Annotated in this window: 23 protein-coding genes and 1 tRNA gene; 17 read left to right on the top strand and 7 right to left on the bottom strand. The window is 72.3% G+C overall.

Annotated features, from left to right (window positions below):
* Window positions 1-7: 7 nt before the first annotated feature.
* The 4 genes from AB0F04_RS31645 to AB0F04_RS31630 form a co-directional block, all read right to left on the bottom strand.
* Window positions 8-214 carry a hypothetical protein gene (locus AB0F04_RS31645; protein WP_362047812.1) on the bottom strand — a complete coding sequence of 69 codons (207 nt, stop codon included), beginning with the start codon at window positions 212-214 and terminating at the stop codon, window positions 8-10.
* An 11-nt stretch (window positions 215-225) separates the two neighbouring features.
* Window positions 226-1,542, bottom strand: a complete 1,317-nt coding sequence (locus AB0F04_RS31640) for a diaminopimelate decarboxylase (protein WP_362047809.1) — start codon at window positions 1,540-1,542, stop codon at window positions 226-228.
* Window positions 1,543-1,803: 261 nt separating this feature from the next.
* Window positions 1,804-3,450 (bottom strand): helix-turn-helix domain-containing protein, encoded by a 1,647-nt coding sequence (locus tag AB0F04_RS31635; RefSeq protein ID WP_362047806.1) that lies wholly within the window; start codon window positions 3,448-3,450, stop codon window positions 1,804-1,806.
* A 121-nt stretch (window positions 3,451-3,571) separates the two neighbouring features.
* Window positions 3,572-5,956: a hypothetical protein gene (locus tag AB0F04_RS31630; RefSeq protein WP_362047803.1), complete on the bottom strand. Its 2,385-nt coding sequence runs from the start codon at window positions 5,954-5,956 to the stop codon at window positions 3,572-3,574.
* 98 nt (window positions 5,957-6,054) lie between these two features.
* Between AB0F04_RS31630 and AB0F04_RS31625 the strand changes: the two genes are divergently transcribed.
* Window positions 6,055-6,501, top strand: a complete 447-nt coding sequence (locus AB0F04_RS31625; RefSeq protein WP_362047800.1) for an SRPBCC family protein — start codon at window positions 6,055-6,057, stop codon at window positions 6,499-6,501.
* Window positions 6,502-6,540: 39 nt separating this feature from the next.
* Window positions 6,541-6,612 (top strand) — tRNA-Val (locus AB0F04_RS31620).
* Between the two features lie 68 nt (window positions 6,613-6,680).
* Here the strand turns inward: AB0F04_RS31620 and AB0F04_RS31615 are convergent.
* Window positions 6,681-7,409: a 3'-5' exonuclease gene (locus tag AB0F04_RS31615; protein WP_362047797.1), complete on the bottom strand. Its 729-nt coding sequence runs from the start codon at window positions 7,407-7,409 to the stop codon at window positions 6,681-6,683.
* 170 nt (window positions 7,410-7,579) lie between these two features.
* On the opposite strand from AB0F04_RS31615, the gene AB0F04_RS31610 reads away from it, so the two are divergent.
* From AB0F04_RS31610 to AB0F04_RS31595, 4 genes are all read left to right on the top strand, one after another.
* The gene (locus tag AB0F04_RS31610) at window positions 7,580-8,146 is read left to right on the top strand and encodes a DUF4365 domain-containing protein (protein WP_053668277.1); all 567 of its coding nucleotides are present in this window, start codon (window positions 7,580-7,582) and stop codon (window positions 8,144-8,146) included.
* Window positions 8,143-9,369, top strand: coding sequence for a hypothetical protein (locus tag AB0F04_RS31605; RefSeq protein ID WP_362047794.1), 1,227 nt, complete (start codon window positions 8,143-8,145; stop codon window positions 9,367-9,369). The genes AB0F04_RS31610 and AB0F04_RS31605 overlap by 4 nt, the downstream gene beginning before the upstream one ends.
* A 212-nt stretch (window positions 9,370-9,581) precedes the next feature.
* On the top strand, window positions 9,582-11,558 hold the full coding sequence (gene thrS / locus AB0F04_RS31600; RefSeq protein ID WP_362047791.1) for a threonine--tRNA ligase: 1,977 nt from the start codon (window positions 9,582-9,584) through the stop codon (window positions 11,556-11,558).
* A gap of 66 nt (window positions 11,559-11,624) precedes the next feature.
* Window positions 11,625-12,185 carry an HIT domain-containing protein gene (locus AB0F04_RS31595; protein WP_031104476.1) on the top strand — a complete coding sequence of 187 codons (561 nt, stop codon included), beginning with the start codon at window positions 11,625-11,627 and terminating at the stop codon, window positions 12,183-12,185.
* A gap of 124 nt (window positions 12,186-12,309) precedes the next feature.
* On the opposite strand, the gene AB0F04_RS31590 is transcribed toward AB0F04_RS31595, so the two are convergent.
* Window positions 12,310-13,977: a hypothetical protein gene (locus AB0F04_RS31590; protein WP_362047788.1), complete on the bottom strand. Its 1,668-nt coding sequence runs from the start codon at window positions 13,975-13,977 to the stop codon at window positions 12,310-12,312.
* 170 nt (window positions 13,978-14,147) lie between these two features.
* Window positions 14,148-16,346: an elongation factor G-like protein EF-G2 gene (locus tag AB0F04_RS31585; protein WP_362047785.1), complete on the bottom strand. Its 2,199-nt coding sequence runs from the start codon at window positions 16,344-16,346 to the stop codon at window positions 14,148-14,150.
* A 218-nt stretch (window positions 16,347-16,564) separates the two neighbouring features.
* On the opposite strand from AB0F04_RS31585, the gene pgsA reads away from it, so the two are divergent.
* The 11 genes from pgsA (at window position 16,565) to yajC (ending at window position 25,660) form a co-directional block, all read left to right on the top strand.
* Window positions 16,565-17,329 (top strand): phosphatidylinositol phosphate synthase, encoded by a 765-nt coding sequence (gene pgsA / locus AB0F04_RS31580; protein ID WP_362048104.1) that lies wholly within the window; start codon window positions 16,565-16,567, stop codon window positions 17,327-17,329.
* Window positions 17,326-18,234, top strand: a complete 909-nt coding sequence (locus AB0F04_RS31575; protein WP_362047783.1) for a phosphatidylinositol mannoside acyltransferase — start codon at window positions 17,326-17,328, stop codon at window positions 18,232-18,234. The genes pgsA and AB0F04_RS31575 overlap by 4 nt, the downstream gene beginning before the upstream one ends.
* Window positions 18,231-19,394, top strand: coding sequence for a glycosyltransferase family 4 protein (locus AB0F04_RS31570; protein WP_362047780.1), 1,164 nt, complete (start codon window positions 18,231-18,233; stop codon window positions 19,392-19,394). The genes AB0F04_RS31575 and AB0F04_RS31570 overlap by 4 nt, the downstream gene beginning before the upstream one ends.
* 147 nt (window positions 19,395-19,541) lie before the next feature.
* The gene (locus tag AB0F04_RS31565) at window positions 19,542-20,084 is read left to right on the top strand and encodes a membrane protein (protein ID WP_033309754.1); all 543 of its coding nucleotides are present in this window, start codon (window positions 19,542-19,544) and stop codon (window positions 20,082-20,084) included.
* Window positions 20,085-20,220: 136 nt separating this feature from the next.
* Window positions 20,221-21,126 (top strand): pyridoxal 5'-phosphate synthase lyase subunit PdxS, encoded by a 906-nt coding sequence (gene pdxS / locus AB0F04_RS31560; protein ID WP_053668287.1) that lies wholly within the window; start codon window positions 20,221-20,223, stop codon window positions 21,124-21,126.
* Window positions 21,127-21,138: 12 nt separating this feature from the next.
* A complete protein-coding gene (gene pdxT / locus AB0F04_RS31555; protein WP_362047777.1) occupies window positions 21,139-21,747 on the top strand; it encodes a pyridoxal 5'-phosphate synthase glutaminase subunit PdxT in 609 nt (202 codons plus the stop codon).
* Window positions 21,748-21,795: 48 nt separating this feature from the next.
* Window positions 21,796-22,548: a YebC/PmpR family DNA-binding transcriptional regulator gene (locus AB0F04_RS31550; protein ID WP_362047774.1), complete on the top strand. Its 753-nt coding sequence runs from the start codon at window positions 21,796-21,798 to the stop codon at window positions 22,546-22,548.
* 198 nt (window positions 22,549-22,746) lie between these two features.
* Window positions 22,747-23,286 (top strand): crossover junction endodeoxyribonuclease RuvC, encoded by a 540-nt coding sequence (gene ruvC / locus AB0F04_RS31545; RefSeq protein ID WP_362047771.1) that lies wholly within the window; start codon window positions 22,747-22,749, stop codon window positions 23,284-23,286.
* Window positions 23,283-23,888 carry a Holliday junction branch migration protein RuvA gene (ruvA, locus tag AB0F04_RS31540; protein ID WP_362047768.1) on the top strand — a complete coding sequence of 202 codons (606 nt, stop codon included), beginning with the start codon at window positions 23,283-23,285 and terminating at the stop codon, window positions 23,886-23,888. Before ruvC ends, ruvA begins: the two co-directional genes overlap by 4 nt.
* A gap of 24 nt (window positions 23,889-23,912) precedes the next feature.
* Window positions 23,913-24,983: a Holliday junction branch migration DNA helicase RuvB gene (ruvB, locus tag AB0F04_RS31535; protein WP_352098101.1), complete on the top strand. Its 1,071-nt coding sequence runs from the start codon at window positions 23,913-23,915 to the stop codon at window positions 24,981-24,983.
* Between the two features lie 185 nt (window positions 24,984-25,168).
* Window positions 25,169-25,660 carry a preprotein translocase subunit YajC gene (gene yajC, locus AB0F04_RS31530; protein WP_362047764.1) on the top strand — a complete coding sequence of 164 codons (492 nt, stop codon included), beginning with the start codon at window positions 25,169-25,171 and terminating at the stop codon, window positions 25,658-25,660.
* The last annotated feature ends 85 nt before the right edge of the window (window positions 25,661-25,745 follow it).

The raw sequence follows: 25,745 nt of genomic DNA, 5'->3' as shown, positions 1-25,745 counted from the left end.
CGCCCGGCTAGTCGATGATCTGGTGGAAGAACAGCACGGCCGGTGCCGCCACCCCGCCGCCCACGCTCACCGCGACGGGCCAGGTGTTGCCGGCCAGTGCCGACAGGACGGTGGCACCGATGCCGACCAGGGCCGCCAGCAGGAAGACGATGGCGGCGCGCTGGGTGAGGAGCGGCCCGTCCCGGCCGGTGCGCCGACGGTTGGGCTGTGCCACCCGAGTGCTCCCTACCTCATTCCGGCAGCGGGCTCGAACACCGGTACGTCCCACGGGTCCTGCGCGGGACGCAGGAGTTCGAAGCGGACCCCGCCGCCACCGCTCGTCCGGACCCCGTGGACGGCGGGTTCGGGCAGGCTGTTGTAGTGGAACGGCGTCGAGAAGTAGTAGGCGCCGGTGTCCGGGACGGTGACGATGTCACCCGGCTCCAGCAGGGGCAGAGCGCGGTCGCGCGCCAGCAGGTCCCCGGCGAAGCAGGCGGGTCCCGCGATGTCCTGGCGGACCGGTCCGCCTCGCTTGGCCCTGCCGCTCGCGTCGTGCGCCTCGATCCGCAGCGGCCAGGCGTCGGGGTTGAACACCGTCCGGGTGGCCACCTGCACACCGGCGTGGGTGACCGCGATCGGCCGGCCGCCCATGCTCTTCGTGTACTCCACGTACGCGGCGGTGAACCCGTTCTTGGCGAGGACGGACCGCCCGAACTCGGTGACGATCTCGTACCGGCCGGAGAACAGGGCGGGAGCCTGGGCGCGCAGTTGCCGGACGTACGTGTCGAAGGTCGGCGTGGTCTCGTCGTCGGCGAAGTTGACGGGCAGTCCGCCGCCGATGTCGATGCCGACGACCTGGCGCCGCCCGAGCGAGGCGTTGACCTCCTCGGCGAACGCCACGGCCTGTCCGACCCCGCCGGCCATGAGGTCGAGCGGGCAGCCCTGCGAACCGGCGTGCGTGTGCACCCAGGTCAGCCAGGGGTGGTCGTGGTAGGCGCGCAGCAACCGCTGCCGGCTTCCCGGGTCCGCCAGGGGGATGCCGAACTTCGAGGTGCTCGTCGCCGTGCTCATCGCGGCGATGCTGCCGCCGCCGAGCTGGGAGTTGACACGTACCCCGATCCGCGAGACCGGGACGCGGCCGCCCAGCGCCCGGTCGATCCTCGCCAGTTCCTGGTGGTTGTCGGCGTTGACGGTCACGCCCAGGCCGAGGGCGTGCCGCAGTTCGCCCTCCGTCTTGGCGGGGGAGTCGAAGACGATCCGCTCGGGAGCGAATCCGGCCGCCAGGGCTCGGGCCAGCTCACCCGCGGTGGCCACCTCGCAGCCCATGCCCAGCCGCCGCAGCTCCGCCAGCACCGGTACCAGGCAGTTCGCCTTCGCGGCGAACGCGTGCAGCACAGGCGGCGAGGAGGGAAAGGCGCGGTGCAGCGACTCGACCGTCGCGGCGACGCCGTCGAGGTCGACGAAGGCGGCCAGCTGGGACCGCTCGGCGTCCAGCAGTCCCTGCCGCACCGCTTCCCGCAGGATCCGTTCGCGCCGCTCGGCGGCGGGGGTCAGTCCGGTCATGGTGAGCCTTCCGGTGTCGTACACGGCGCCCGGGACCGCCCCGGGCGTGACACCAGGCTGCGGTCGGCACCGGCACCGCGTCTTCGTCGAGTCGTCAAAGACGCGGGCCTCACCGACGGCCTCCGGACGCAACAACCCCTCCGCCGGGCACAGGCGTTGTGCGATACGACAAGAGGGAGGCCCTTCGATGGTGGCCCGCACCGAACGGCGGACGACACCCGCGCGGTCGCGCCCCGCTGCCGTCACTCAGGCCGGTACGCCTCAGGCCTCCCCGCCCAGCCGCAACTGCAACTGGGCTAGCAGCCGGGCGTCGGGACTGTCCAGGTCCAGTCCTGACACCTGCCTGATCCGGCGCAACCGGTAGCGCAGACTGTTGGAGTGCACGCCCAGCGCGCGCGAGGCGGCGGACACGTCGCCGAAGTGGTCGAGGTAGGCGCGCAGGGTTTCCACCAGGCAGCTGCCGCTGTGATCGGCGTCGAACTCCCTCAGCCGGGCCACGGAGGTCCGCGCGGGCAGCGTCAGCCCGCGCAGGGCCTCGACGACCTGGAGGATGCCCACGGTGTCGGCGACGTCCGCGCTCCGCGCGACGGTGTGCGGCCCGCCGGCCGCGACGAGCGCCTGCAGGGCCTGCTCGGCCGAGCGGCGTGACGCGGACGCCCCGGCCAGGCCCGCGACCACCTCGCCGAGCCCCACCTTCACCGTCGAGCCGATCGTCGCCGACAGTTGATCGGCCAGTGCGTTCCCGAGCCGTCCGACCTGGCCGTCGGCCCGCTCGGGGTCGCGTCGCAGCCCGCTCAGCAGCACCAGGGCCCCACTGCCGGCCGGGACCACCACGACTCGGTGACCCAGCGCCGCGCAGTGCAGGGCCAGCAGACCGGGCAGCCCGGACGGGTCCTCGTCCGAGGGGCGGCCGGACCCGATGCCCACCGCCAGGACGGCACAGGGCTCCCGGGGCGGCAGCGAGGCGCGTTCGGCGAGCACCGCGACGGACCCGCGGTCCTCCAGCAGCGCCCGGGCCGCATCCTCCACCAGCCGGCCGTCCGAACTGTGGGTGCGGTGATGGAGCAGGTGGGCGGCGGCGGTCCGGGCCGCCGCCCGCAGCGTCTGCGCGGCGTTCGGCGACAGCGGGCGGCCGGCCACCGCCGCCACCCAGATGGACCCGAGCGCCTCTCCGCCCGCCCGCACCGCGCCCACCAGACGCTCCGGGTTCTGTCCGTGGGCGGGCCGGTGCAGCACGTCACCCGCACCCCACAGCGCCTGGAAGAACCCCGCCTCCCGCATGGCCGCCACCCGCCAGGGCGGCACACGGCGGCCGAGGATGGTCAGCCGGCGCATCTCGTCCACGTTCTCCTCGGTGGACGAGTACGCCAGCACCCGCGACTCCGTGTCCTCGATCGTCACCGAACCCCCCACCAGGGCGGCCACCGCATCGGCCAGTGAGTCCAGATCGCCCAGGGGCACGCCGCTGGTGGCGGGCATCGGGGGAGCGCCCGCCGCGGCCAGCCCGGCCCTGAGCACCCCCACGAGCTGTGCCCAGGTGCACCATGCGGTGCGGAAGAGCACCGCCGTGCCGGCTTCCTCCGCGGCCGCCTGCAACGCCCGGGCGGTGGGATCGGGCCGGCCCGGGCCGAACACCACACCCGCCGCACCGGCCGCACCGGCCCGGCGCACCACGTCGACCGCATGGGCCGACGCCGGGTCGACGCCGACCGCGAGCAGTAACTCCCGGGGGCTGATGACCGGTTCCAGGGCGTCCAGCACATGGACGCCGGTGACCGTCGTCCGCAGTCCCTCCGGAGCCGTGTGCAACTCCACGGCTCCCACACCCACCACCGAGAGCAGGCGCTCCAGTGTCCCCTGGTCCCCGGCGCCCGTGCCCCCGCCCGGCGATGCCCCCAGGTCCGTCATGATGCCCCCCCGTCCACCCAGCCCACCCCGTGTACGCCCGGGCGTGCCGCTGTCGCGGCGGCCGGCCGGAGAACGTATGACATCACGGGACTTGTCCGCGGTCGAGACGGCCTCAAAGGTCCTACTCCATCCTCCCCAGGACCTCCCGAACCCGCCGGACGTCCCGGAGCCGCTGCTCGTACGTCGCGCCGCAGGCGAGCAGCAGGAGGCCGGCGAGGGCGGGGGGTGCCCAGCGGGGGAGGGCCCCCGTCACCTGCACGACGTACGGGGCGAGTTCGTGCAGGGTGACCAGGGCCAGCACCCAGCCGCCGAGCACCAGCGGCGCCCGCAGGCGGTGCCGGGCCCCCAGCAGGGTGACCAGCAGTGCCGCGCCGCCGAGCAGCAGCGGCCGCGTCCACTGCGGATCGGTCCAGGCCGCCGCCAGACCGGGCAGCAGAGTCGCGGCGAGCCCGGCACCGTACGCCGTCCAGGAGGAGGTCTGCGGGTCGCGGCGCCGGCGCAGCGCTCCGACCAGCAGCGCCGGGACGGTCACCGGCAGGGTGTAGGCCTCGGGCGTACCGACGTCCCAGGCGGCCAGCCGGACCCAGGCGGCCAGGACGAACAGCGCCGTGGCCGCGTAGCCCACGGGACGGCGCCCGGCACGCAGGGCCGTGCCCGCGGCGATCACCCCGCACAGGGCCAGCACCAGGGCGAGCATCGGCGGGTCGGTGACGGCCAGCGCCACGGCGAAGAGACCGACGGCGGCTCCCACGGCCTCGACGGGCACCGTCGCCCTCGACTCACCGAGGCGCGCCGCCAGCACGGCGGCGGCAGCCGCAACCGCCAGGACCCCCAGGGCGGTTCGGGCCGCCGGCCAGTCCGCCGCGGCACCCGACGCCGAAGCCAGCGCGGCGGCGTGCACGAGAGCCGTGGGAGCCGTGAACGGGGCGACGCCGGCCCGCCACGAGGACACGGCGAACAACGTCGTCAGCGCGGACAGCACCACCAGGGTCGCCGACTGGGACGCGAGGGAGACCAGCGTGAGACCGGCGGCCGTGACCAGGGCGAGGACGAGAGCCGTGATCCGCGCAGCCGACGCCGTGATCCGGCACGAGGCCAGCGCGGCCGCCGTCATGACCCCCAGAACCAGCATGCCGAGTGCATAGGGGATCTCCAGGACCGCCGGAAGGATCAGCGCCGTGGCCCACAGGAGGCCCAGGGCGCCCAGCCGGGCCCGTGAAAGCCACACATCCCCGCGGACCGCCAGGGCGAGCGCGGCGGCCACGGTCGTCAGCACCACCGGAGCCACGGCCGCGTGCGGCGGCCAGGGCACATCGACGACCACCGCCGCACGGGCGTCCGACGGCGCCCCGCTCCACACCCGGCCCAGCCATCCGGCCGGCCCCAGCAGCACCACGGCCACGACGGGCAGTGTCCACAGCACGGCCAGCGCCTGCACGGCACCGGAGGCCCAGGCGAGACCCCGCCGCATCGCGTCCGGCAGCCGTTCGAGCCGTACCGCCGCCAACAGGGCGATGCCGACGAACAGATGAGCCGGGACCGCCCACTGCGACGGCAGCCCGGAACGCGCCACCCCGCCGAGCGCCCCCACGACGAGCAGCCCTGCCGTGATCGCGAGGCCGAGGGCATGCCCGACACCCGGCCCGCGCAGGGCCGAACCCACGGCGATCACCGCGGCGAGCAGGAGCAGCGCGGCGGCGCGCGAGGCGTCGACCGGGCCGTCGGCCGTCAGGGACAGCCAACCGGCGCCCACAGCGCCCCAGCCGCCCACGCCGTACGCACCCACGACGGCGGTGACCCGCGGCGCCCCGGCCGGCAGCCGCATCAGCGCGACCGCGTCGAGCCCGGCCGTCACCAGCAGCGCGGCCGTGATCGGGTAAGGACCCGCGTCGGCGGCCAAGGCCCCCAGCAGCAGCGGGAACTGGGCCGCCGCCAGGGCGCAGGGCAGGGGCAGCCGCAGTACGGCCGTGGCCGGCAGCAGACCGTACGCCGCCCAGGTCACGGCCAGTACCGCCGTGGCGGCCGCCGCGTACCCGGTCCCGTCCGTCCCGGCGAGGGCCGCCGCGTGCAGCGCGTACGCGTCCAGGACGGTCAGGGCGAGCCCGAGACCCGCCACCGACTCGGCCGTCGACCGCAGCCCGCGCTTCAGCAGGGCCACAGGCGCGGCGAGCGTGGCCAGCGTGACCGCGCCGAGCACCAGGGCCCGCCCGGTGATGCCGAGGTGCCCCCAGCTGACCAGCGTGAACACCGCCGCCGCGAGCGTCAGCAGGACACCGCCGAGCACGAGCAGCACGTTCTGCACGCTCGGCGCGGCGGTCTCGGGGCGGGGCGCCGTGGCGGACGGCGTCCGCGGGTGCGCCCAGGGCCGCGACGGCTGCCCCGGCTGCTGCAGGGCCGCGACCAGCCAGGCGCGGCGAGTCAGCAACTGGGCCCGGCGGGCGTCCAGTTGCCTCAGTTCGGCGTCGAGGAGCCGCAGTTCCTCGGCCGGAGGCGGAAGGTGCGTCATGGCACGCAGTGTGGTCCGCGTCACCGCGCCGGACATGAGTGCGGATACTCAGGCGCGTACTCAGCCGGATCCCGCGCTGAAGTGGGCACACTGCGGGCATGGACTGGAACCACTACCGCTTCCGCAGTCTGTGGCCCCTGCCCGCACCGCCCGCCACGGTGTACGAGGTGCTGCAACGCCCCGAGGACTATCCGCTCTGGTGGCGCCAGGTCCGGGAAGTGATCCGGCTCGACGACACCACCGGGGTGATCCGCATCCGCTCCCTCCTGCCGTACGACATGACCTTCACGGCGCGGGAGGTGCGGCGCGACCCCGCGGCCGGCCTGCTGGAGACGGCCCTGTCCGGGGACATCGACGGCTGGGCACGCTGGACCGTCACACCGCACGGGGCGGGCAGTCTCGCGCGCTACGACCAGGTCGTCAGCGTGCACAAGCCGCTGCTGCGACGCCTCGCCGTACCGGGACGGCCCCTCTTCCGTGCCAATCACGCGCTGATGATGCGGTCAGGGCGGTGCGGACTGAGCCGGCACCTCCGGGCGGTTTGAAGGAAGCGTGCCGGGACCTGTATGGTTCAGTGCGTTCCCGGGCGATTAGCTCAGTGGGAGAGCGCTTCGTTCACACCGAAGAGGTCACTGGTTCGAACCCAGTATCGCCCACCGGAAACGGCCGGTCCGTCACAGACGGACCGGTTTTTTCATGCCCCGGGTTGTCCGAAAGCGGGATCTCAAGCCGCCGCCGGCAGGTCCGGACGCAGCGGCCAGGCCGGGTCGACCACCTCGTCCACACCGCTGCGCGCGAACCACGCCTGCAGGCCCCGCGCCTGCGCCGCATGCCACACCGCCTGCAGGGTGTGCAGCTCACCCGGGTCGAGACGCTCCAGCCGGGACGCGAACCGGCGGCCCACCGCCCGGGTGACCTCCAGCGCCGCCACGGCGTCGGCCGCCGCGTCGTGCGCGCCTGCCAAGGCCACGCCGTAGTGCGCGCACAGGTCGGTCAGCGTGCGGCGGCCCTTGCGGTAGCGGTCCAGATGCTTGTCCAGAACGCGCGGGTCCAGCACGGACAGCGGCGCCGACTCGAACCAGCGGCCGAGCCCCGAGGCGCGGTGGCGGCGCAACTCCCGGTCGAGCAGGGTGAGATCGAACGGCGCGTTCATCACCACGACCGGGCGCCCGGCGTGCGCCTGCTCGGCCAGCGCCTGCGCTATCTCGTACATCACCGGCGCCGGCCACCGGCCGTTGCGCTGCAGGTGCTCCTCCGTCAGCCCGTGCACCGCCGTCGCCTCGGCGGGCACCGGCACCCCCGGGTTCACGAGCCAGCGGCTCACCCGCGGCCGGCTGCCCGGCGCATCCTGGACCACGACGGCGGCCGACACGATCCGGTCGGTCTCGACGTCCACGCCCGTCGTCTCCGTGTCGAACGCGGCCAGCGGCCCCTCGTACCAGCACGTCGTCATCGGCCCCACAACCCCTCAATCACCTTCGGCAGTTGACGCACCGTCCGCTGCCCGATCCGGTGATACCCGGGCTGTTTGCGCCGTACGCCGGACGGAGACAACAGGAGTACGGGTCGTTGCAGTTCAGCGGCCCGCAACGGGGAAACACTTGTTCTGGAAGGCTGTTGGCCATGGCCATTGCGCAGCCCGAACGGGGCGGGCTGCTGCCCGAGCGCACGGCTCCCTCCCGCGGCACCCTCGCCACCACCGCCTGCATGGAGACACTGCAGGTCGGCTATCTGCACGCCGTCGCGGCGGCCGCCGGCTGTTCCCTGTCCCAGCCCTTTCCCGACAACGGCATCGACTGGCACGTCAGCCACAGCGCCCCCGGGCACACGGTCGACGACGAGGTCACCATCAAGGTGCAGCTCAAGGCCACCTACCAGGTGCCGCCCAACCCGCCCGGCCGCACCTTCTCCTTCACCCTCGACAACGACCACCTGGCGAAGCTCGCCCGCACCCCCGTGTCGGTGCACAAGATCCTCGTGGTGATGCTGGTGCCGCGCTCACAGGACGACTGGCTGCGCGCCGGCCACGACCGGCTCGACCTGCGGCACTGCTGCTACTGGACCAATCTCGCCGGGCAGCCGATCACCGGCCGCCGCCGCACCACCGTGCGGATACCGACCTCACGCATCTTCGACGACCGGGCCCTGTGCGAGATCATGACGCGGGTCGGGACGGGAGGTAAACCGTGACGCACCGCCCGACCGGGGAGCCACTGAGGCAGGTCCGGCCGCATCCCGCCGACACCACGTGGAGCGGCTCTGCGCCCGAGCCGCCCGAGCCCGCCGGCATCGACCCGGCCGTGCTGGGCGCCCTGCTGCGCCGGCACGGCTGGCAGCGGCGCGGCGGCGCCCCCGGACGCTACGGCCGCTGGACCCCGCCCGGCCCCGGAGGCTCCGGCACCAGCCTCCTGGTGCCGGAGAGCCGCGCCTTCCCCGACAGCGACGAGCTGCTCGGTGAGGCCCTGCTCGCCCTGTCCCGCAGCGGCTCGCCCTCCGCCCGCGAGGTCCTCGTCTCCCTCGCCGTGCCCAGCGACGAGATCCGCTGGTGGCACGACGTCCCCGCCGGTCCCGCCGGCGCGGCGTCCTGGACCGTCGAGGACCGGCTGCGCGGCGCCGCCCGCCGGATGCTGCTCGCCGCGGCCCTCGCCACCCGCGCCCGGGCCGGCTACCACGGTGCCCGTCACCGCCGTGCCGCCGCCGCGGCCCTGGAGAACGTCCTCGTCGGCTCCGCCACCGACGGCAGGCTCACCGCGTTCGTGCCGGTCGCCGGCGGCCGACCCCTGGCCGTACGCCTCCACCAGGCGCTCTTCGCCGCCCGGGAGGCCATCGACTACCAGCGGGCCACCGGCGGCATGGACGGCTTCGACACCGCCGTCGAGGCAGGGGTGAGCCACGAGCTCACCGAGGCTCTGGTGACCCTCGTCCGGGGCACGGAGGGCGCCCGGATCGCCGTCGAGTGGGCCCCGGCGGCGGGCGTGCCCGAGGGGTGCGCCCCCTCAGCGGAGCCGGTCGAGTTCTCGCCCGGCGACCTGGCCGTGCTGCGCGAGGCGGGCGCCCGCTACCTGCGTGAGGAACCCGCCGTGCCGGTGCGGCTCACGGGCGCGGTGGTCCGGCTGCGCCGGTCCGGGCCGCGCGGCGAGGGCACCGTACGGCTACGCGTCCTGGCCGGGGCCGACGTGCCCAACGTCCGGATCACCCTCGACGAGGACGCGTACCGGATCGCCGGGCACGCCCATCTCGTGGGACTCCCGGTCCGGGTGCAGGGGCGGCTGGAGAGCCGGAGCGGGTTCCGCCGCCTCACCGGCGCCCACGGCGTCGTCCCCGTCCAGGTCGACGACGCGGAGCGGGACCGTCTGATGAAGGAGCTCCACGAGAACCTCGACTTCTTCGAAGAAGCCTGCGAAGGAGACTGACGAGCCCGGTCGAGGGGGGGCGGACGCAGCCTGCCGAGGAAGACGCGCGCGTCCCGCCCGGGGGCCGGCGGAGCCCGCGGACGGGGCTGACGGAGCCCGCGCAGGGGGCCGGCGGGACCGATTTCGCGTCGGGCGGTCCCGGGTCGGTACGATCCTTACTCGTGCGCGCGCTCGGGTATGGCGCCGCAGCCCCCTTCAGTCAGGAGAGACCGGTGTCAGACGTCCGTGTGATCATCCAGCGCGATTCCGAGCGGGAAGAACGCGTGGTGACGACGGGCACTACGGCCGCCGAGCTCTTCGCCGGCGAGCGCGCGATCATCGCCGCGCGCGTGGCCGGCGAGCTCAAGGACCTGTCGTACACCCTGTCCGAGGGCGACGAGGTCGAGGGCGTCGAGATCTCCTCCGAGGACGGCCTGAACATCCTGCGCCACTCCACCGCGCACGTCATGGCCCAGGCCGTGCAGGAGCTCCACCCCGAGGCCAAGCTCGGCATCGGCCCGCCCGTCAAGGACGGCTTCTACTACGACTTCGACGTCGAGAAGCCGTTCACGCCCGAGGATCTCAAGGCCATCGAGAAGAAGATGCAGGAGATCCAGAAGCGGGGGCAGCGCTTCTCCCGCCGCGTGGTGACCGACGAGGCCGCCCGCGAGGAGCTGGCCGACGAGCCCTACAAGCTGGAGCTGATCGGCATCAAGGGCTCCGCCTCGTCCGACGACGGCGCGGACGTCGAGGTCGGCGCCGGCGAGCTGACGATCTACGACAACCTGGACGCCAAGACCGGCGACCTGTGCTGGAAGGACCTCTGCAGGGGCCCCCACCTGCCGTCGACCCGTGCCATCCCGGCGTTCAAGCTGATGCGCAACGCGGCCGCCTACTGGCGCGGCAGCGAGAAGAACCCCATGCTCCAGCGCATCTACGGCACCGCCTGGCCCACCAAGGACGAGCTGAAGGCGCACCTGGAGTTCCTCGCCGAGGCCGAGAAGCGCGACCACCGCAAGCTCGGCAGCGAGCTCGACCTGTTCTCCGTCCCCGAGCAGATCGGCTCCGGCCTCGCCGTCTTCCACCCCAAGGGCGGCGTCATCCGCCGGGTCATGGAGGACTACTCGCGGCGCCGCCACGAGGAAGAGGGCTACGAGTTCGTCTACACCCCGCACGCCACCAAGGGGAAGCTCTTCGAGACCTCGGGCCACCTGGACTGGTACGCCGACGGCATGTACCCGCCCATGCAGCTCGACGAGGGCGTGGACTACTACCTCAAGCCCATGAACTGCCCGATGCACAACCTGATCTTCGACGCGCGCGGGCGTTCCTACCGTGAACTGCCGCTGCGCCTCTTCGAGTTCGGGACGGTGTACCGGTACGAGAAGTCGGGCGTCGTGCACGGCCTGACCCGGGCCCGCGGCTTCACCCAGGACGACGCGCACATCTACTGCACGCGCGAGCAGATGTCGGAGGAACTCGACAAGACGCTCACCTTCGTCCTCGGCCTGCTGCGCGACTACGGCCTGACCGACTTCTACCTGGAGCTGTCCACCAAGGACCCGGAGAAGTTCGTCGGCTCGGACGAGGCCTGGGAGGAGGCCACGGAGACGCTGCGCCAGGTCGCCGAGAAGCAGGGCCTGCCCCTGGTGCCCGACCCGGGCGGCGCCGCCTTCTACGGCCCGAAGATCTCCGTCCAGACCAAGGACGCCATCGGCCGCACCTGGCAGATGTCGACGATCCAGCTCGACTTCAACCTGCCCGAGCGCTTCGACCTGGAGTACACCTCCGCCGACGGCTCCAAGCAGCGCCCCGTCATGATCCACCGCGCGCTGTTCGGCTCCATCGAGCGGTTCTTCGCGGTGCTCCTCGAGCACTACGCGGGTGCCTTCCCGGCCTGGCTGGCCCCGGTCCAGGCCGTCGGCATCCCGATCGGCGACGCGCACGTGGAGTACCTGGAGAAGTTCGCCGCCGCGGCCAGGAAGAAGGGCCTGCGCGTCGAGGTCGACTCCTCCTCCGACCGCATGCAGAAGAAGATCCGCAACGCCCAGAAGCAGAAGGTGCCCTTCATGGTCATCGCGGGCGACGAGGACATGTCCCACGAGTCCGTGTCCTTCCGCTACCGCGACGGCTCGCAGGAGAACGGCATCCCCTTCGACGAGGCCATCGCGAAGATCCTCAAGGTCGTCGAGGAGCGCGCCCAGGTCTGATCACGCGGTGCGAAGGCCCCCGGTGAGATCCCGGGGGCCTTTGCCGTCCCCCCAGCTCGACGCCATATGCTGCACTGCATGACGAGTGAGCCGGAGCAGCAGCTGGGAGTGGGGACGCAGGACGCGTTCCAGCGCCTGTGGACGCCCCATCGGATGGCCTACATCCAGGGCGAGAACAAGCCCACCGGCCCGGGCGCCGGCGACGGCTGCCCGTTCTGCTCGATCCCGGCCAAGTCCGACGAGGACGGACTCGTCGTCCGGCGCGGCGAGCAGGTCTACGCGGTGCTCAACCTCTACCCGTACAACGGCGGCCACCTGATGACCGTCCCCTACCGGCACGTCGCCGACTACACCGACCTCACCGCGGGAGAGACCGCCGAACTCGGCGAACTGACCAAGCAGGCGATGACGGCCCTGCGCACGGCCTCCGGCGCCCACGGCTTCAACATCGGCATGAACCAGGGCACGGTCGCCGGCGCCGGAATCGCCGCACACCTGCACCAGCACATCGTGCCGCGCTGGGGCGGGGACACGAACTTCATGCCGGTGGTGGGGCACACGCGGGTGCTGCCGCAGCTCCTGGCCGACACCAGGAAAATGCTGGCGGAGGCCTGGCCGACCGCTTGATTCCGGCGGGGGTGGCACCCCCCCAGCCCGTCCGGCGTTTGAGGACGAGGCGTTTCAGGCCGACGGGGGCCCGGGGGCGCAGCCCCCGGGAACACCGGCCCCCCACCGGCCCGCGGACGATCAACTACGCGTCGTACACATCCGCCTTCTTCGGCGAAGCCTCCTGCACCGCCCCGCTGAGCGCCGCCGACCTGGACCCGAACTTCTCGACGTCCACCCCGTTCTCGCGCAGCACCTTCAGCGCCGCCGTGTGCACCACCCGCAGCACCGGCGTGGCCGCCCGCAGCGCGTCGTCGGCCATGAAGCGGTGCCGCCACGGCTGGTCGGCCCACGCGTGCCGCAGACCGAACGGCTCCGGCAGCGTCAGACCACCGCCGAGCCACTTGAGCACCGGCGGGTACCAGGTCAGCGGGGCGCGGGCGGCCAGCCGTACCACCTCGTCGGCGTCGATCAGCGGGAGCTTCACCGTGCGGGTCTCCCAGAACCGCAGCGACTTCTGGACCGTCTTCTCCTTGGCGGCGGGCTTCTCGTTGAACAGGGAGTTCACCGGCCCCAGGGCGTGCCCGGTGACCTCGATGCGCAGCGTGTCGTGCAGCACGGTCACCGTGATCAGCATCGTGATCACCAGGTGGCCGTCCCACAGGGTCCACTGCACGCCCAGATAGTGCCGGTCGCCGCTGCCGAACTGCTGCTTGTTGCAGATGTCCTGGATGGCGTGCGTACGGACCGTGTACGCGTCGACGTCCGTGCCGCTCGGCCGGGACACCTCCGTCGCCTTCTCGCCGATCGGCGTGACGACCCAGTGCGTGATGGACGGCTTGGGGAAACCGCCGGTGTTGATGGACGTACGCTCCAGCATGCCGAGGCCGCCCTGGATCGCCACGATGACGTCCCAGCTGCGGAACGGGTGGAACTCCTTGCCCGGCTCGGCCGAGACCAGCTCCTCGGCCAGCTGCCAGCTGCCCCACCGCGTGCCCATGCCGAGTATGCCCTTGGGGCCGGCGTAGAAGACCGAGTTGGAACGCTGCTCGGCCGCGAGGCGGGCCAGCTCCTTGCGGACCTGCTCGGCCGCGTCACCGGGATTGCCGGGAACGGCCTCCGGAATCTTGGCGCCGACACCGCCGCCCGACAGCAGGGTCGACCAGCGCTCCCGCAGGTCCCGGGCGGTCCGCTCGCAGATGTGCTTGGCCCAGAACCAGCCGACGACAGGCATGATCACCGCCGCGCGCCCGTACAGGGCCCAGAATCCCGTGAACGGCATGCGCAGCAGGAACAGCACGGCCAGCGCGCCCACGGCGACCAGCAGCGTGGTGGCGAGGGCGCCCGCACGCTTGTCCTCACGCCTGGCCATCGTGGTGCGCAGGGTGAACACCAGCAGCCACACCAGGAAGCCCGGCAGGAACAGGAGCCCGCAGATCACCGTGACCGCGGACAGCCGGTTGTCGCGGTCGCGGCGGATGCGGTGGGCCGCCAGGCAGTGCTCCACGACGACCTGGGGCTCGATGCCGAAGGACTGGATGACCGGCTTGCGCTCGGCACCCAGCATCCGGTCGATCACCGCGCGGGAGAAGGCCTCGCCCAGCCTGGGGCGGAAGATCTTCGCCCAGGAGCGCGGCGGGGTCACCTTCGACTGGTGCCACTCGTTGTCGGCGGCCAGGATCTTGGTGACCTCGTCGTCCCGGTAGGCCGCCGCCGCCAGCGCGTAGGTCGCCGCCGTCTGGCCGCTCGCACCCGCGAGGGGCACCTGGGCCCCCGGGCTGAAGTCGAATCCGTCCGTCACTGCCGCCCCCATCGCTGCCGCATCCGCATCTGCGGCCTTCCCGACTTCCGCGCTCCGCACACCTGTTGATCAGGTCATCAGCGTATCCGTCCGCACCGGCGAGCGGGGGCGGGCGGCCCGTCAAGCCGTCCGCCCCCGCGGAGGGGAGCCCCCAGAGGGAACTTGGTGGCGCCCGGCGCCCACTACGAGGCCACGCGCTCCTCTTCGCGCACCCGGTCCGCGACCTGCTGCGGCATCGGTTCGTGCCGTGCGTACTTCCGGCTGAACCCCGCCGTGCCGTGCGCCATCGACCGCAGGTCGATCGCGTACCGGCCGATCTCGATCTCGGGCACCTCGGCCCGGATCAGTGTGCGCCCGCCGGGGGTCTGCTCGGTGCCGAGCACCCGCCCGCGCCGCCCCGACAGGTCGCTCATCACGGCACCCACGAAGTCGTCGCCGACCAGCACCGACACCTCGGCCACCGGCTCCAGCAGATGGATCCTCGCGCCGGCCGCGGCCTCCCGCAGCGCCAGCGCCCCGGCCGTCTGGAACGCGGCGTCGGAGGAGTCCACCGAGTGCGCCTTGCCGTCCAGGAGGGTCACCCGTACGTCGATGAGCGGGTATCCGGCAGCGACTCCCCTGGCCGCCTGAGCGCGTACGCCCTTCTCCACCGACGGGATGAACTGCCGGGGCACCGCACCGCCCACGACCTTGTCGACGAACTCGATGCCGGACCCGCCGGGCAGCGGCTCGACCTCGATCTCGCAGATGGCGAACTGCCCGTGCCCGCCGGACTGCTTGACGTGCCTGCCCCGGCCGGCCGACCTGGTCGCGAACGTCTCGCGCAGCGACACCCGGTGCGGCACGACGTCGACCTGGACGCCGTACCGGCTGCGCAGCCGCTCCAGGGCGACGTCGGCGTGCGCCTCGCCCAGGCACCACAGCACCACCTGGTGGGTGTCCTGGTTCTGTTCGAGCCGCATCGTCGGGTCCTCGGCCACCAGCCGGGCCAGACCCTGGGAGAGCTTGTCCTCGTCCGGTTTGCTGTGCGCCCGGATGGCCAGCGGCAGCAGCGGGTCGGGCATCTGCCACGGCTCCATGAGCAGCGGGTCGTCCTTGGCGGACAGAGTGTCGCCGGTCTCGGCGCGGCCCAGCTTCGCCACACAGGCCAGGTCACCCGCGATGACGTGCGACACCGGGCGCTGCTGCTTGCCGAACGGCGTGGACAGGGCGCCGATCCGCTCGTCGACGTCGTGGTCCTCGTGCCCCCGGTCGGCCAGACCGTGCCCGGAGACGTGGACGGTCTGATCGGCGCGCAGGGTGCCGGAGAACAGCCGGATCAGCGACAGCCGGCCGACGTACGGGTCGGAGGAGGTCTTCACGACCTCCGCGACCAGCGGAGCGCCCGGGTCGCACGGCTTGAGCTCGCGCGGCTTGCCGTCGATGGTCGTGACCTGCACCGTCTCGTGCTCCAGTGGCGTGGGGAAACCCCGTGTGATCAGCTCCAGCAGCTCCAGGGTGCCGAGCCCCTGCCGGGCTCCCTCACCCGCGGGGGCGGCGGCCAGGACGGGGAAGAAGACGCCTCGCGCGACGGCCCGCTCCAGATCCTCGATGAGCGTGGGGACGTCGATCGGCTCCCCGCCGAGGTAGCGGTCCATGAGGGTCTCGTCCTCGCTCTCGGAGATGATCCCCTCGATGAGCCGGTTACGGGCCTCCTCGATCAGCGGCAGCTGGTCCTCGCCCGGCTCGGACTCCTTGCGCTCGCCGGTCGAGTAGTCGAACAGCTTCTGCGACAGCAGGCCGATCAGCCCGGTCACGGGCGCGTGCCCGTCGGGGGCCTGGGGGCCGTGCAGCGGCAGGTAGAGCGGCAGGACCGCGTCGGGATCGTCCGCGCCGAAGGCCTCCGCGCAGGTCCGTGTCATCTCCTCGAAGTCGGAACGCGCCGACTCCAGGTGCGTGACGACGATGGCCCGGGGCATGCCCACGGCCGCGCACTCCTCCCACACCATGCGGGTCGAGCCGTCCACGCCGTCCGAGGCCGAGACGACGAAGAGGGCCGCGTCCGCCGCGCGCAGACCGGCCCTGAGCTCGCCGACGAAGTCGGCGTATCCGGGGGTGTCGAGGAGATTGACCTTGATGCCGTCCCACTCGACGGGCACCAGGGACAGCTGCACCGAGCGCTGCTGCCGGTGCTCGATGTCGTCGTAGTCGGAGACGGTGCCGCCGTCCTCCACGCGGCCCGCCCGGTTCACCGCCCCCGCCGTGAGGGCGAGGGCCTCCACCAATGTGGTCTTGCCCGATCCGGAGTGGCCGACCAGCACCACATTCCGTACGGACTGAGGGTGGTCGGCCGCTCGTGCCCTGCCGGCGGCCCCAGGGTGTGTCTGTGCCTTGTCGCCCATGATCCTGCCTCCCGTGCACGGTGAGGTCACTGTGGGCGCGGACACGCGGAGCCCGCGTGCGGTGCGGCTCCGGCGACGCCCGCGGTCATTCGACCTTCCCACTCCCGTCACGGCGCGTCCATACGAACGACGAGGGCACGCGGCGCACCAGAGGCTCGCCGGTTCCCCCGAAAGGGGTCCGGGTGCCCGTCCCTCGCCCACGCGCGCGCGTGACTACGATGGGCCAGCCGGTGGCCAGCAGGGGCCAGACGGCGACACCGACCCTCGGGAAGGCCATGCTGAACAAGTACGCGCGTGCATTCTTCACGCGTGTCCTCACACCGTTCGCCGCGTTTCTGATCCGGCGGGGCGTCAGCCCCGACACCGTCACGCTCATCGGCACCGCCGGTGTGGTCGCGGGCGCGCTGGTCTTCTACCCCACGGGCGAGTTCTTCTGGGGCACGGTCGTGATCACGCTGTTCGTGTTCTCCGACCTCGTCGACGGCAACATGGCCCGTCAGCTCGGCCGCTCCAGCCGCTGGGGCGCCTTCCTGGACTCCACGCTCGACCGGGTCGCCGACGGCGCGATCTTCGGCGGCTTCATCCTCTGGTACGCCGGAGGGGGTGACGACCTCGTCCTGTGCGCCGTCTCGATCTTCTGCCTGGCCAGCGGGCAGGTGGTGTCGTACACCAAGGCCCGGGGCGAGTCGATCGGCCTGCCGGTGGCGGTCAACGGGCTCGTCGAGCGGGCAGAGCGGCTGGTGATCTCCCTGGTCGCGGCGGGACTCTCGGGCCTGCACAAGTTCGGTGTGCCCGGCATCGAGTACCTGCTGCCCGTCGCCCTGTGGATCGTCGCCGTGGGCAGCCTCGTCACGCTGATCCAGCGGGTCGTCACGGTCCGCCGGGAGTCCGCCGAAGCCGAGGCCGCGGCGGCCGGGCCGGACGGCCAGGACAATGGTGACGAGCAGCAGAACGCCTCTCACGGGAGCGAGGCGGCCACGTGAGCGCTCAGGACCGGCTGACGGACGCGTTGTACGGCCTCGGCTGGGGCACGGTCAAGAAGCTCCCCGAGCCGGTCGCCGCACGGCTCGGCCGGACCATCGCCGACCTGGCCTGGAAGCAGCGCGGCAAGGGCGTGCAGCGTCTGGAGAGCAACTACGCGCGCGTGGTGCCCGGCGCGAGCCCCGAGCGCCTCGCCGAGCTGTCCCGCGCCGGCATGCGCTCCTATCTGCGCTACTGGATGGAGTCCTTCCGCCTCCCCGCCTGGAGCGAGGAGCGGATCAAGGGTGGTTTCGAGGCGAAGGACCTGCACCACCTCACCGAGGGCATGGCCGCCGGCAAGGGCGTCATACTCGCTCTTCCGCACCTCGCCAACTGGGACCTCGCCGGCGCCTGGGTCACCACCCGGCTCGGCATCCCCTTCACCACGGTCGCCGAGCGCCTGAAGCCCGAGACGCTCTACGACCGGTTCGTCGCCTACCGCGAGGGCCTCGGCATGGAGGTCCTGCCGCACAGCGGCGGCACCGCCTTCGGCACCCTGGCCCGCCGGCTGCGGGACGGCGGCCTGGTCTGCCTGGTCGCCGACCGCGACCTGTCCGCCTCCGGCGTCGAGGTGGACTTCTTCGGCGACACCGCCCGGATGCCGGCCGGACCCGCCCTGCTCGCCCAGCAGACCGGCGCCCTGCTGCTGCCCGTCACCCTCTGGTACGACGACACCCCCGTGATGCGGGGCCGCGTCCATCCGCCCGTCGAGGTCCCCGAGACGGGCACGCGTGCCGAGAAGACGTCCGTCATGACGCAGGCGCTGGCCGACGCCTTCGCCACGGGGATCGCCGACCATCCGGAGGACTGGCACATGCTGCAGCGCCTGTGGCTCGCGGACCTCGACCCCGCGAAGGGGCGCCCGTGAGAATCGGTATCGTCTGCCCGTACTCCTGGGACGTACCGGGCGGCGTGCAGTTCCACATCCGTGACCTCGCCGAGTACTTCATCCGCCTCGGTCACGAGGTGTCCGTCCTGGCCCCGGCCGACGACGACACCCCGCTGCCGCCGTACGTGGTCTCGGCCGGACGCGCGGTGCCGGTGCCGTACAACGGCTCGGTGGCCCGGCTGAACTTCGGTTTCCTGAGCGCGGCCCGGGTACGCCGCTGGCTGCACGACGGCGCGTTCGACGTGATCCACATCCACGAGCCGACCTCGCCGTCGCTGGGCCTGCTGACCTGCTGGGCCGCCCAGGGGCCGATCGTCGCCACGTTCCACACGTCCAACCCGCGCTCCCGCGCGATGATCGCCGCGTACTCGATCCTCCAGGCCGCCCTGGAGAAGATCAGCGCCCGCATCGCGGTGAGCGAGTACGCCCGCCGCACGCTGGTGGAGCACCTCGGCGGCGACGCGGTCGTGATCCCCAACGGCGTCGACGTCGACTTCTTCGCCGACGCCGAGCCCAAAGCCGAGTGGCAGGGCGACACGATCGGCTTCATAGGGCGCATCGACGAGCCCCGCAAGGGACTGCCGGTCCTGATGAGGGCCCTGCCCAAGATCCTCGCCGCCCGCCCGCGGACCCGGCTGCTCGTCGCCGGGCGCGGCGACGAGGAGGAGGCCGTGGAGTCCCTGCCGGCCGACCTGCGCTCGCGTGTCGAGTTCCTCGGCATGGTCAGCGACGAGGACAAGGCCCGTTTCCTGCGCAGCGTCGATCTGTACGTCGCGCCCAACACCGGCGGCGAGAGCTTCGGCATCATCCTTGTCGAGGCCATGTCCGCCGGAGCCCCCGTCCTCGCCTCCGACCTGGACGCCTTCGCCCAGGTCCTGGACCGCGGGGCGGCCGGCGAACTGTTCCCCAACGAGGACGCCGACGCCCTGGCCGACGCTGCCGTACGGCTCCTGGCGGACCCGCAGCGGCGGGCGGAGCTGCGGGAGCGGGGGAGTGCCCACGTGCGGCGCTTCGACTGGTCGACCGTCGGCGCGGACATCCTGTCCGTCTACGAGACGGTCACGGCGGGAGCGGCGGCGGTGGCCGAGGACGAGCGGGCGACGGGCCTGTGGGGGCGGCTGGGGTTCGCCCGGGACTGACACCGGGTGGCACCGGGCCCGCGGGGGAGGCTGCTGTCCGCCCGGGACCGGTGCCGGGCACCCTGGACCCTGCACCCGGCCGACGGCCGACCACGGGCGGGCGGGGGGTGAACGGCGAGGCCGCCCCTGCCGCTAGCCTTGCCGCCCGTGACCACCACTCTCATCTGGATCGCCGTCGCCCTGGTCGCGATCGGGCTCTACCTGAGCTGGACCGCCGGCCGGCTCGACCGTCTCCACGCCCGGATCGACGCCGCCCGGGCCGCCCTGGACGCGCAGCTGCTGCGCCGGGCCTCGGTCGCGCAGGAACTGGCGACCTCGGGAGTCCTGGACCCGGCCGCCTCGATCGTGCTGTACGAGGCCGCGCACGCCGCCCGGCAGGCCGAGCAGGAGCAGCGGGAGATCGCGGAGAGCGAACTGAGCCAGGCGCTGCGGGCCGTCTTCGGGGAGGCCCCGCAGGTGGAGGCGGTACGGGAGGCGCCCGGGGGAGAGGAAGCGGCCCGGGAGCTCACCGAGGCGGTCCGCAGGGTGCCGATGGCCCGGCGTTTCCACAACGACGCCGTGCGGGCGGCCCGGGCCCTGCGCCGGCACCGTAAGGTGCGCTGGTTCCGCCTGGCCGGTCACGCGCCCTTCCCGATGGCCTTCGAAATGGACGACGAGCCTCCGGCGGCCCTGGTGGACCGGGCGGCCTGAGCCCCGTTCACGCGGCGTTTTCCGGCCGTCCGTCGCAAAAGGATCCACGGCCTTGTCATTGGCCCTTGCTGTGGCCTGCTTCTGTCACGTTTCCTCAGTGCTGCAGAAATCCCCTTTCCCCTCAGCGAGGTCACCCGTGTCCATCTCCGAAAACCAGGCTCCCGAGACCGGTACCGCCCGTGTGAAGCGCGGCATGGCCGAGCAGCTCAAGGGCGGCGTCATCATGGATGTCGTCACGCCGGAGCAGGCGAAGATCGCCGAGGACGCGGGCGCCGTCGCCGTCATGGCACTGGAGCGGGTCCCGGCCGACATCCGCAAGGACGGCGGCGTGGCCCGCATGTCCGACCCGGACATGATCGAGGGCATCATCGACGCCGTCTCCATCCCGGTCATGGCCAAGTCCCGCATCGGCCACTTCGTCGAGGCCCAGGTCCTGCAGTCCCTCGGGGTCGACTACATCGACGAGTCCGAGGTCCTCACCCCGGCCGACGAGGTCAACCACTCGGACAAGTGGGCCTTCACCACCCCGTTCGTCTGTGGCGCCACCAACCTGGGCGAGGCCCTGCGCCGCATCGCCGAGGGCGCGGCGATGATCCGCTCCAAGGGCGAGGCCGGCACCGGCAACGTCGTCGAGGCCGTCCGCCACCTGCGCCAGATCAAGAACGAGATCGCCCGCCTGCGGGGTTACGACAACAACGAGCTGTACGCCGCCGCCAAGGAGCTGCGCGCCCCGTACGAGCTGGTCAAGGAAGTCTCCGAGCTCGGCAAGCTCCCCGTGGTGCTGTTCTCCGCCGGCGGTGTCGCCACCCCGGCCGACGCGGCCCTGATGCGTCAGCTCGGCGCCGAGGGCGTCTTCGTCGGCTCCGGCATCTTCAAGTCCGGCGACCCGGCCAAGCGCGCCGCCGCCATCGTGAAGGCCACCACCTTCTACGACGACCCGAAGATCGTCGCCGACGCCTCCCGCAACCTCGGCGAGGCCATGGTCGGCATCAACTGCGACACCCTCCCCGAGGCCGAGCGCTACGCCAACCGCGGCTGGTAGGGCACAGGATCCATGAGCGACATCCCCGTCATAGGCGTCCTGGCTCTCCAGGGCGACGTACGGGAGCACCTCGTCGCCCTGGCCGCGGCCGATGCCGTGGCCAGGCCGGTGCGGCGCCCCGAAGAACTCGCCGAGGTGGACGGCCTCGTCCTCCCCGGCGGCGAGTCCACCACCATCTCCAAACTGGCCGTCCTGTTCGGCCTGATGGAGCCGCTCCGCGCGCGTGTGCGCGACGGCATGCCCGTCTACGGCACCTGCGCCGGCATGATCATGCTCGCCGACAAGATCCTCGATCCGCGCTCGGGCCAGGAGACCATCGGCGGCATCGACATGATCGTGCGCCGCAACGCCTTCGGACGGCAGAACGAGTCCTTCGAAGCGGCCGTCGGCATCCGGGGCATCGACGGCGACCCGGTGGAGGGCGTCTTCATCCGCGCCCCCTGGGTCGAGTCCGTCGGCGCCCGCGCCGAGGTGCTCGCCGAGCACGACGGCCACATCGTCGCGGTCCGTCAGGGCACCGCGCTGGCCACGTCGTTCCACCCGGAACTGACCGGCGACCACCGCGTGCACGCCCTGTTCGTCGACATGGTGCGGGGGAACCGGACAGCGGAGTCCTTGTAGGATTCCTGCGTTCGTTGCTGAGATGGGTTACGCGAAGGAGACAGGCAGATGTCCGGCCACTCTAAATGGGCCACGACGAAGCACAAGAAGGCCGTCATCGATGCCAAGCGCGGCAAGCTCTTCGCGAAGCTGATCAAGAACATCGAGGTCGCGGCGCGGATGGGCGGCGTCGACCTCGAGGGCAACCCGACGCTCTACGACGCCGTTCAGAAGGCCAAGAAGCAGTCGGTCCCGAACAAGAACATCGACTCCGCGATCAAGCGTGGTGGCGGTCTCGAGGCCGGCGGCGCCGACTACGAGACGATCATGTACGAGGGCTACGGCCCGAACGGCGTGGCCGTGCTCATCGAGTGCCTCACCGACAACCGCAACCGCGCGGCCTCCGACGTCCGCGTCGCCATGACCCGCAACGGCGGCTCGATGGCCGACCCGGGCTCGGTGTCGTACATGTTCAGCCGCAAGGGCGTCGTCATCGTCCCCAAGGGCGAGCTGACCGAGGACGACGTCCTCACGGCCGTCCTGGACGCGGGCGCCGAGGAGGTCAACGACCTCGGTGAGTCCTTCGAGGTCATCAGCGAGGCCACCGACCTGGTCGCGGTCCGCACCGCCCTCCAGGACGCCGGGATCGACTACGACTCCGCCGACTCCAGCTTCGTGCCGTCCGTCCAGGTCGAACTGGACGAGGAGGGCGCCAGGAAGATCTTCAAGCTCATCGACGCGCTCGAGGACAGCGACGACGTGCAGAACGTCTTCGCCAACTTCGACGTGAGCGACGAGGTCATGGAGAAGGTCGACGCGTAACGCGCCGCTAATGCCGCGATCTCGGCGGGCCGGGGGACACACGTCTTCCGGCCCGCTGTCGTTGTCGGTGGCAGCGGATAGCCTGGCGTAGCCAAAGATCACCGTCGGCGGACCGCGACCATCGATCGAGGAACCACGACGATGCTCAGCCAGGTCCGCGAGAGCGGCGGCGGTTCAGCCGCGAAAAGGGGAGGGCGCGTGCGCGTACTGGGGGTGGACCCGGGGCTGACCCGGTGCGGTGTCGGCGTGGTCGAGGGCGTCGCCGGACGGCCGCTCACGATGATCGGCGTCGGAGTCGTCCGCACACCGTCCGACGCCGAGCTCGGCCACCGCCTCGTCGCCGTCGAGCAGGGCATCGAGCAGTGGCTCGACGAGCACCGGCCGGAGTTCGTCGCCGTCGAGCGCGTCTTCAGCCAGCACAACGTGCGTACGGTGATGGGCACCGCGCAGGCCAGCGCCGTCGCCATGCTCTGTGCCGCCCGCCGCGGCATCCCCGTGGCGCTGCACACGCCGAGCGAGGTCAAAGCGGCCGTCACCGGAAGCGGCCGGGCCGACAAGGCACAGGTGGGCGCCATGGTGACCCGTCTGCTCCGGCTCAGCGCACCGCCCAAACCCGCCGACGCGGCCGACGCCCTCGCCCTCGCCATCTGCCACATCTGGCGCGCCCCCGCGCAGAACCGCCTCCAGCAGGCCGTCGCCCTGCACACCGCACACACACCGAAAGGCCGGACGGCATGATCGCCTTCGTCAGCGGCACAGTGGCCGCGCTCGCTCCGGACGCCGCGGTCGTCGAGGTCGGCGGCGTCGGCATGGCCGTCCAGTGCACGCCGAACACGCTGTCCACGCTCCGCACGGGCAAGCCGGCCAAGCTGCACACCTCCCTGGTCGTCCGCGAGGACTCCCTCACCCTGTACGGCTTCGCGGACGACGACGAGCGGCAGGTCTTCGAGCTGCTCCAGACCGCGAGCGGTGTCGGACCGAGACTCGCCCAGGCGATGCTGGCCGTGCACAGCCCGGACGCGCTGCGCCGCGCTGTCGCCACCGGTGACGAGAAGGCCCTCACGGCCGTTCCCGGCATCGGGAAGAAGGGCGCCCAGAAGCTGCTCCTGGAGCTGAAGGACCGGCTCGGCGCACCCGTCGGCGCACCCGCCGTCGGCGCACCGGTCAGCACCGGCTGGCGCGACCAGCTGCACGCGGCGTTGATCGGCCTCGGCTACGCGACGCGGGAGGCCGACGAGGCCGTCGCCGCCGTGACCCCGCAGGCCGAGGCCGTCGAGGGCACGCCCCAGGTGGGGCAGCTGCTGAAGGCGGCCCTGCAGACCCTGAACCGAGCCCGCTGATCCACGACCCTCTGAGGCACATCCATGAACTGGGACGACACGACCGACACCACCGCCGGCGAGCGGCTGGTGGACTCTGTCGCCGACCGTGAGGACCAGGCCGTCGAGGCAGCCCTGCGCCCCAAGGACCTGGACGAGTTCATCGGCCAGGAGAAGGTCCGCGAGCAACTCGACCTCGTGCTGCGCGCCGCACGCGCGCGCGGGGCCACGGCCGACCATGTGCTGCTGTCCGGCGCCCCGGGCCTCGGCAAGACCACCCTGTCGATGATCATCGCGGCCGAGATGGGCGCCCCGATCCGCATCACCTCGGGCCCCGCCATCCAGCACGCCGGCGACCTCGCCGCGATCCTCTCCTCCCTCCAGGAGGGCGAGGTGCTCTTCCTCGACGAGATCCACCGCATGTCCCGGCCCGCCGAGGAGATGCTGTACATGGCGATGGAGGACTTCCGCGTCGACGTCATCGTCGGCAAGGGCCCCGGCGCCACGGCCATCCCCCTGGAGCTGCCCCCCTTCACCCTGGTCGGCGCCACCACCCGGGCCGGCCTGCTGCCCCCGCCGCTGCGCGACCGTTTCGGCTTCACCGCACACATGGAGTTCTACGAACCGGCCGAACTGGAGCGGGTCATCCACCGCTCGGCCGGTCTCCTGGAGGTCGAGGTCCGGCCGGAGGGCGCCGCCGAGATCGCCGGACGCTCCCGCGGCACGCCGCGTATCGCCAACCGCCTGCTGCGTCGCGTCCGCGACTATGCGCAGGTCAAGGCGGACGGGCTGATCACCAGGGACATCGCGGCGGCCGCCCTCGCGGTGTACGAGGTGGACGCCCGCGGCCTCGACCGTCTCGACCGGGGTGTGCTGGAAGCGCTGCTCAAGCTGTTCGGCGGCGGCCCGGTCGGCCTCTCCACGCTCGCGGTCGCGGTGGGAGAAGAACGTGAGACCGTGGAGGAGGTCGCCGAGCCCTTCCTCGTACGGGAGGGACTGCTGGCCCGCACCCCCCGCGGCCGGGTCGCCACGCCCGCCGCATGGGCGCATCTCGGCCTCACCCCGCCGCGCTCCCAGACCACCGGAAACGGACAACAGGACCTGTTCGGGGCGTGACGGGACCGTCACCGCCCCGGGGCGGCATGGTCACTGGCCGGACCAGGAACCCCGGTGCCATGCTGAGCGTTGTTCCATGCGCGCGGACTCGCTTAGACTCCGCCGATGCCGCCTTTGACGGCGGCGTACACACCCCCAACCATCTGGCCGCTCACAGCGCGGTCGTGTGAAGGAAGTACCGACCCGTGAGTCTCCTGACCCTCCTCCCGTTCATCGTGCTCATCGGGGCCATGTTCCTGATGACCCGATCGGCAAAGAAGAAGCAGCAGCAGGCCGTGGAGATGCGGAACCAAATGCAGCCCGGCAGCGGCATCCGCACCATCGGGGGCATGTACGCCACGGTCAAGGAGGTCAACGAGGACACCGTCCTCGTCGACGCCGGTCCCGGCGTCGAGCTCCTCTTCGCCAAGAACGCCATCGGCGCCGTGCTGACGGACGACGAGTACAACCGCATCGTCCACGGCATCGAGCACGACCTGAAGTCCGACGCCGACCTCGTCCCGGACGACGCCTCCTCCCTCACCGGGACCGGCGACTCCGCCGCCGACGCCCCCGCCGACGACAAGGCCGTCGACCTCGGCAAGAAGGACACGGCCGATGAGCCCGCCGACGAGACGACCGACGCGAAGACGGACGCAGAGCCGAAGAAGACCGACGGCGACTCCGAGGCGAAGTAGTCGTGTCCCGGGGTGCGCGGGCCTGGCCCCTGGCGATCGTGGCGGAAAAGCGGGACGCCGTCGACGAACTGGGCGGCAGGCGCGC

Origin of the sequence: Streptomyces sp. NPDC029041 (genome assembly GCF_040637515.1) — a bacterium.
Classification (GTDB): domain Bacteria; phylum Actinomycetota; class Actinomycetes; order Streptomycetales; family Streptomycetaceae; genus Streptomyces.
Note: the sequence above shows the minus strand (reverse complement) of the source record. Positions and strands in the feature narration are given on the sequence as shown.

Bases quoted from the DNA above. Each gene is read 5' to 3' on its own strand.
- AB0F04_RS31640 (WP_362047809.1), bottom strand. From the start codon at position 1,542: ATGACCGGACTGACCCCCGCCGCCGAGCGGCGCGAACGGATCCTGCGG.
- AB0F04_RS31635 (WP_362047806.1), bottom strand. From the start codon at position 3,450: ATGACGGACCTGGGGGCATCGCCGGGCGGGGGCACGGGCGCCGGGGAC.
- AB0F04_RS31630 (WP_362047803.1), bottom strand. From the start codon at position 5,956: ATGACGCACCTTCCGCCTCCGGCCGAGGAACTGCGGCTCCTCGACGCC.
- AB0F04_RS31625 (WP_362047800.1), top strand. From the start codon at position 6,055: ATGGACTGGAACCACTACCGCTTCCGCAGTCTGTGGCCCCTGCCCGCA.
- AB0F04_RS31615 (WP_362047797.1), bottom strand. From the start codon at position 7,409: ATGACGACGTGCTGGTACGAGGGGCCGCTGGCCGCGTTCGACACGGAG.
- AB0F04_RS31610 (WP_053668277.1), top strand. From the start codon at position 7,580: ATGGCCATTGCGCAGCCCGAACGGGGCGGGCTGCTGCCCGAGCGCACG.
- AB0F04_RS31595 (WP_031104476.1), top strand. From the start codon at position 11,625: ATGCTGCACTGCATGACGAGTGAGCCGGAGCAGCAGCTGGGAGTGGGG.
- AB0F04_RS31590 (WP_362047788.1), bottom strand. From the start codon at position 13,977: ATGGGGGCGGCAGTGACGGACGGATTCGACTTCAGCCCGGGGGCCCAG.
- AB0F04_RS31585 (WP_362047785.1), bottom strand. From the start codon at position 16,346: ATGGGCGACAAGGCACAGACACACCCTGGGGCCGCCGGCAGGGCACGA.
- pgsA (WP_362048104.1), top strand. From the start codon at position 16,565: ATGGGCCAGCCGGTGGCCAGCAGGGGCCAGACGGCGACACCGACCCTC.
- pdxT (WP_362047777.1), top strand. From the start codon at position 21,139: ATGAGCGACATCCCCGTCATAGGCGTCCTGGCTCTCCAGGGCGACGTA.
- AB0F04_RS31550 (WP_362047774.1), top strand. From the start codon at position 21,796: ATGTCCGGCCACTCTAAATGGGCCACGACGAAGCACAAGAAGGCCGTC.
- ruvA (WP_362047768.1), top strand. From the start codon at position 23,283: ATGATCGCCTTCGTCAGCGGCACAGTGGCCGCGCTCGCTCCGGACGCC.
- ruvB (WP_352098101.1), top strand. From the start codon at position 23,913: ATGAACTGGGACGACACGACCGACACCACCGCCGGCGAGCGGCTGGTG.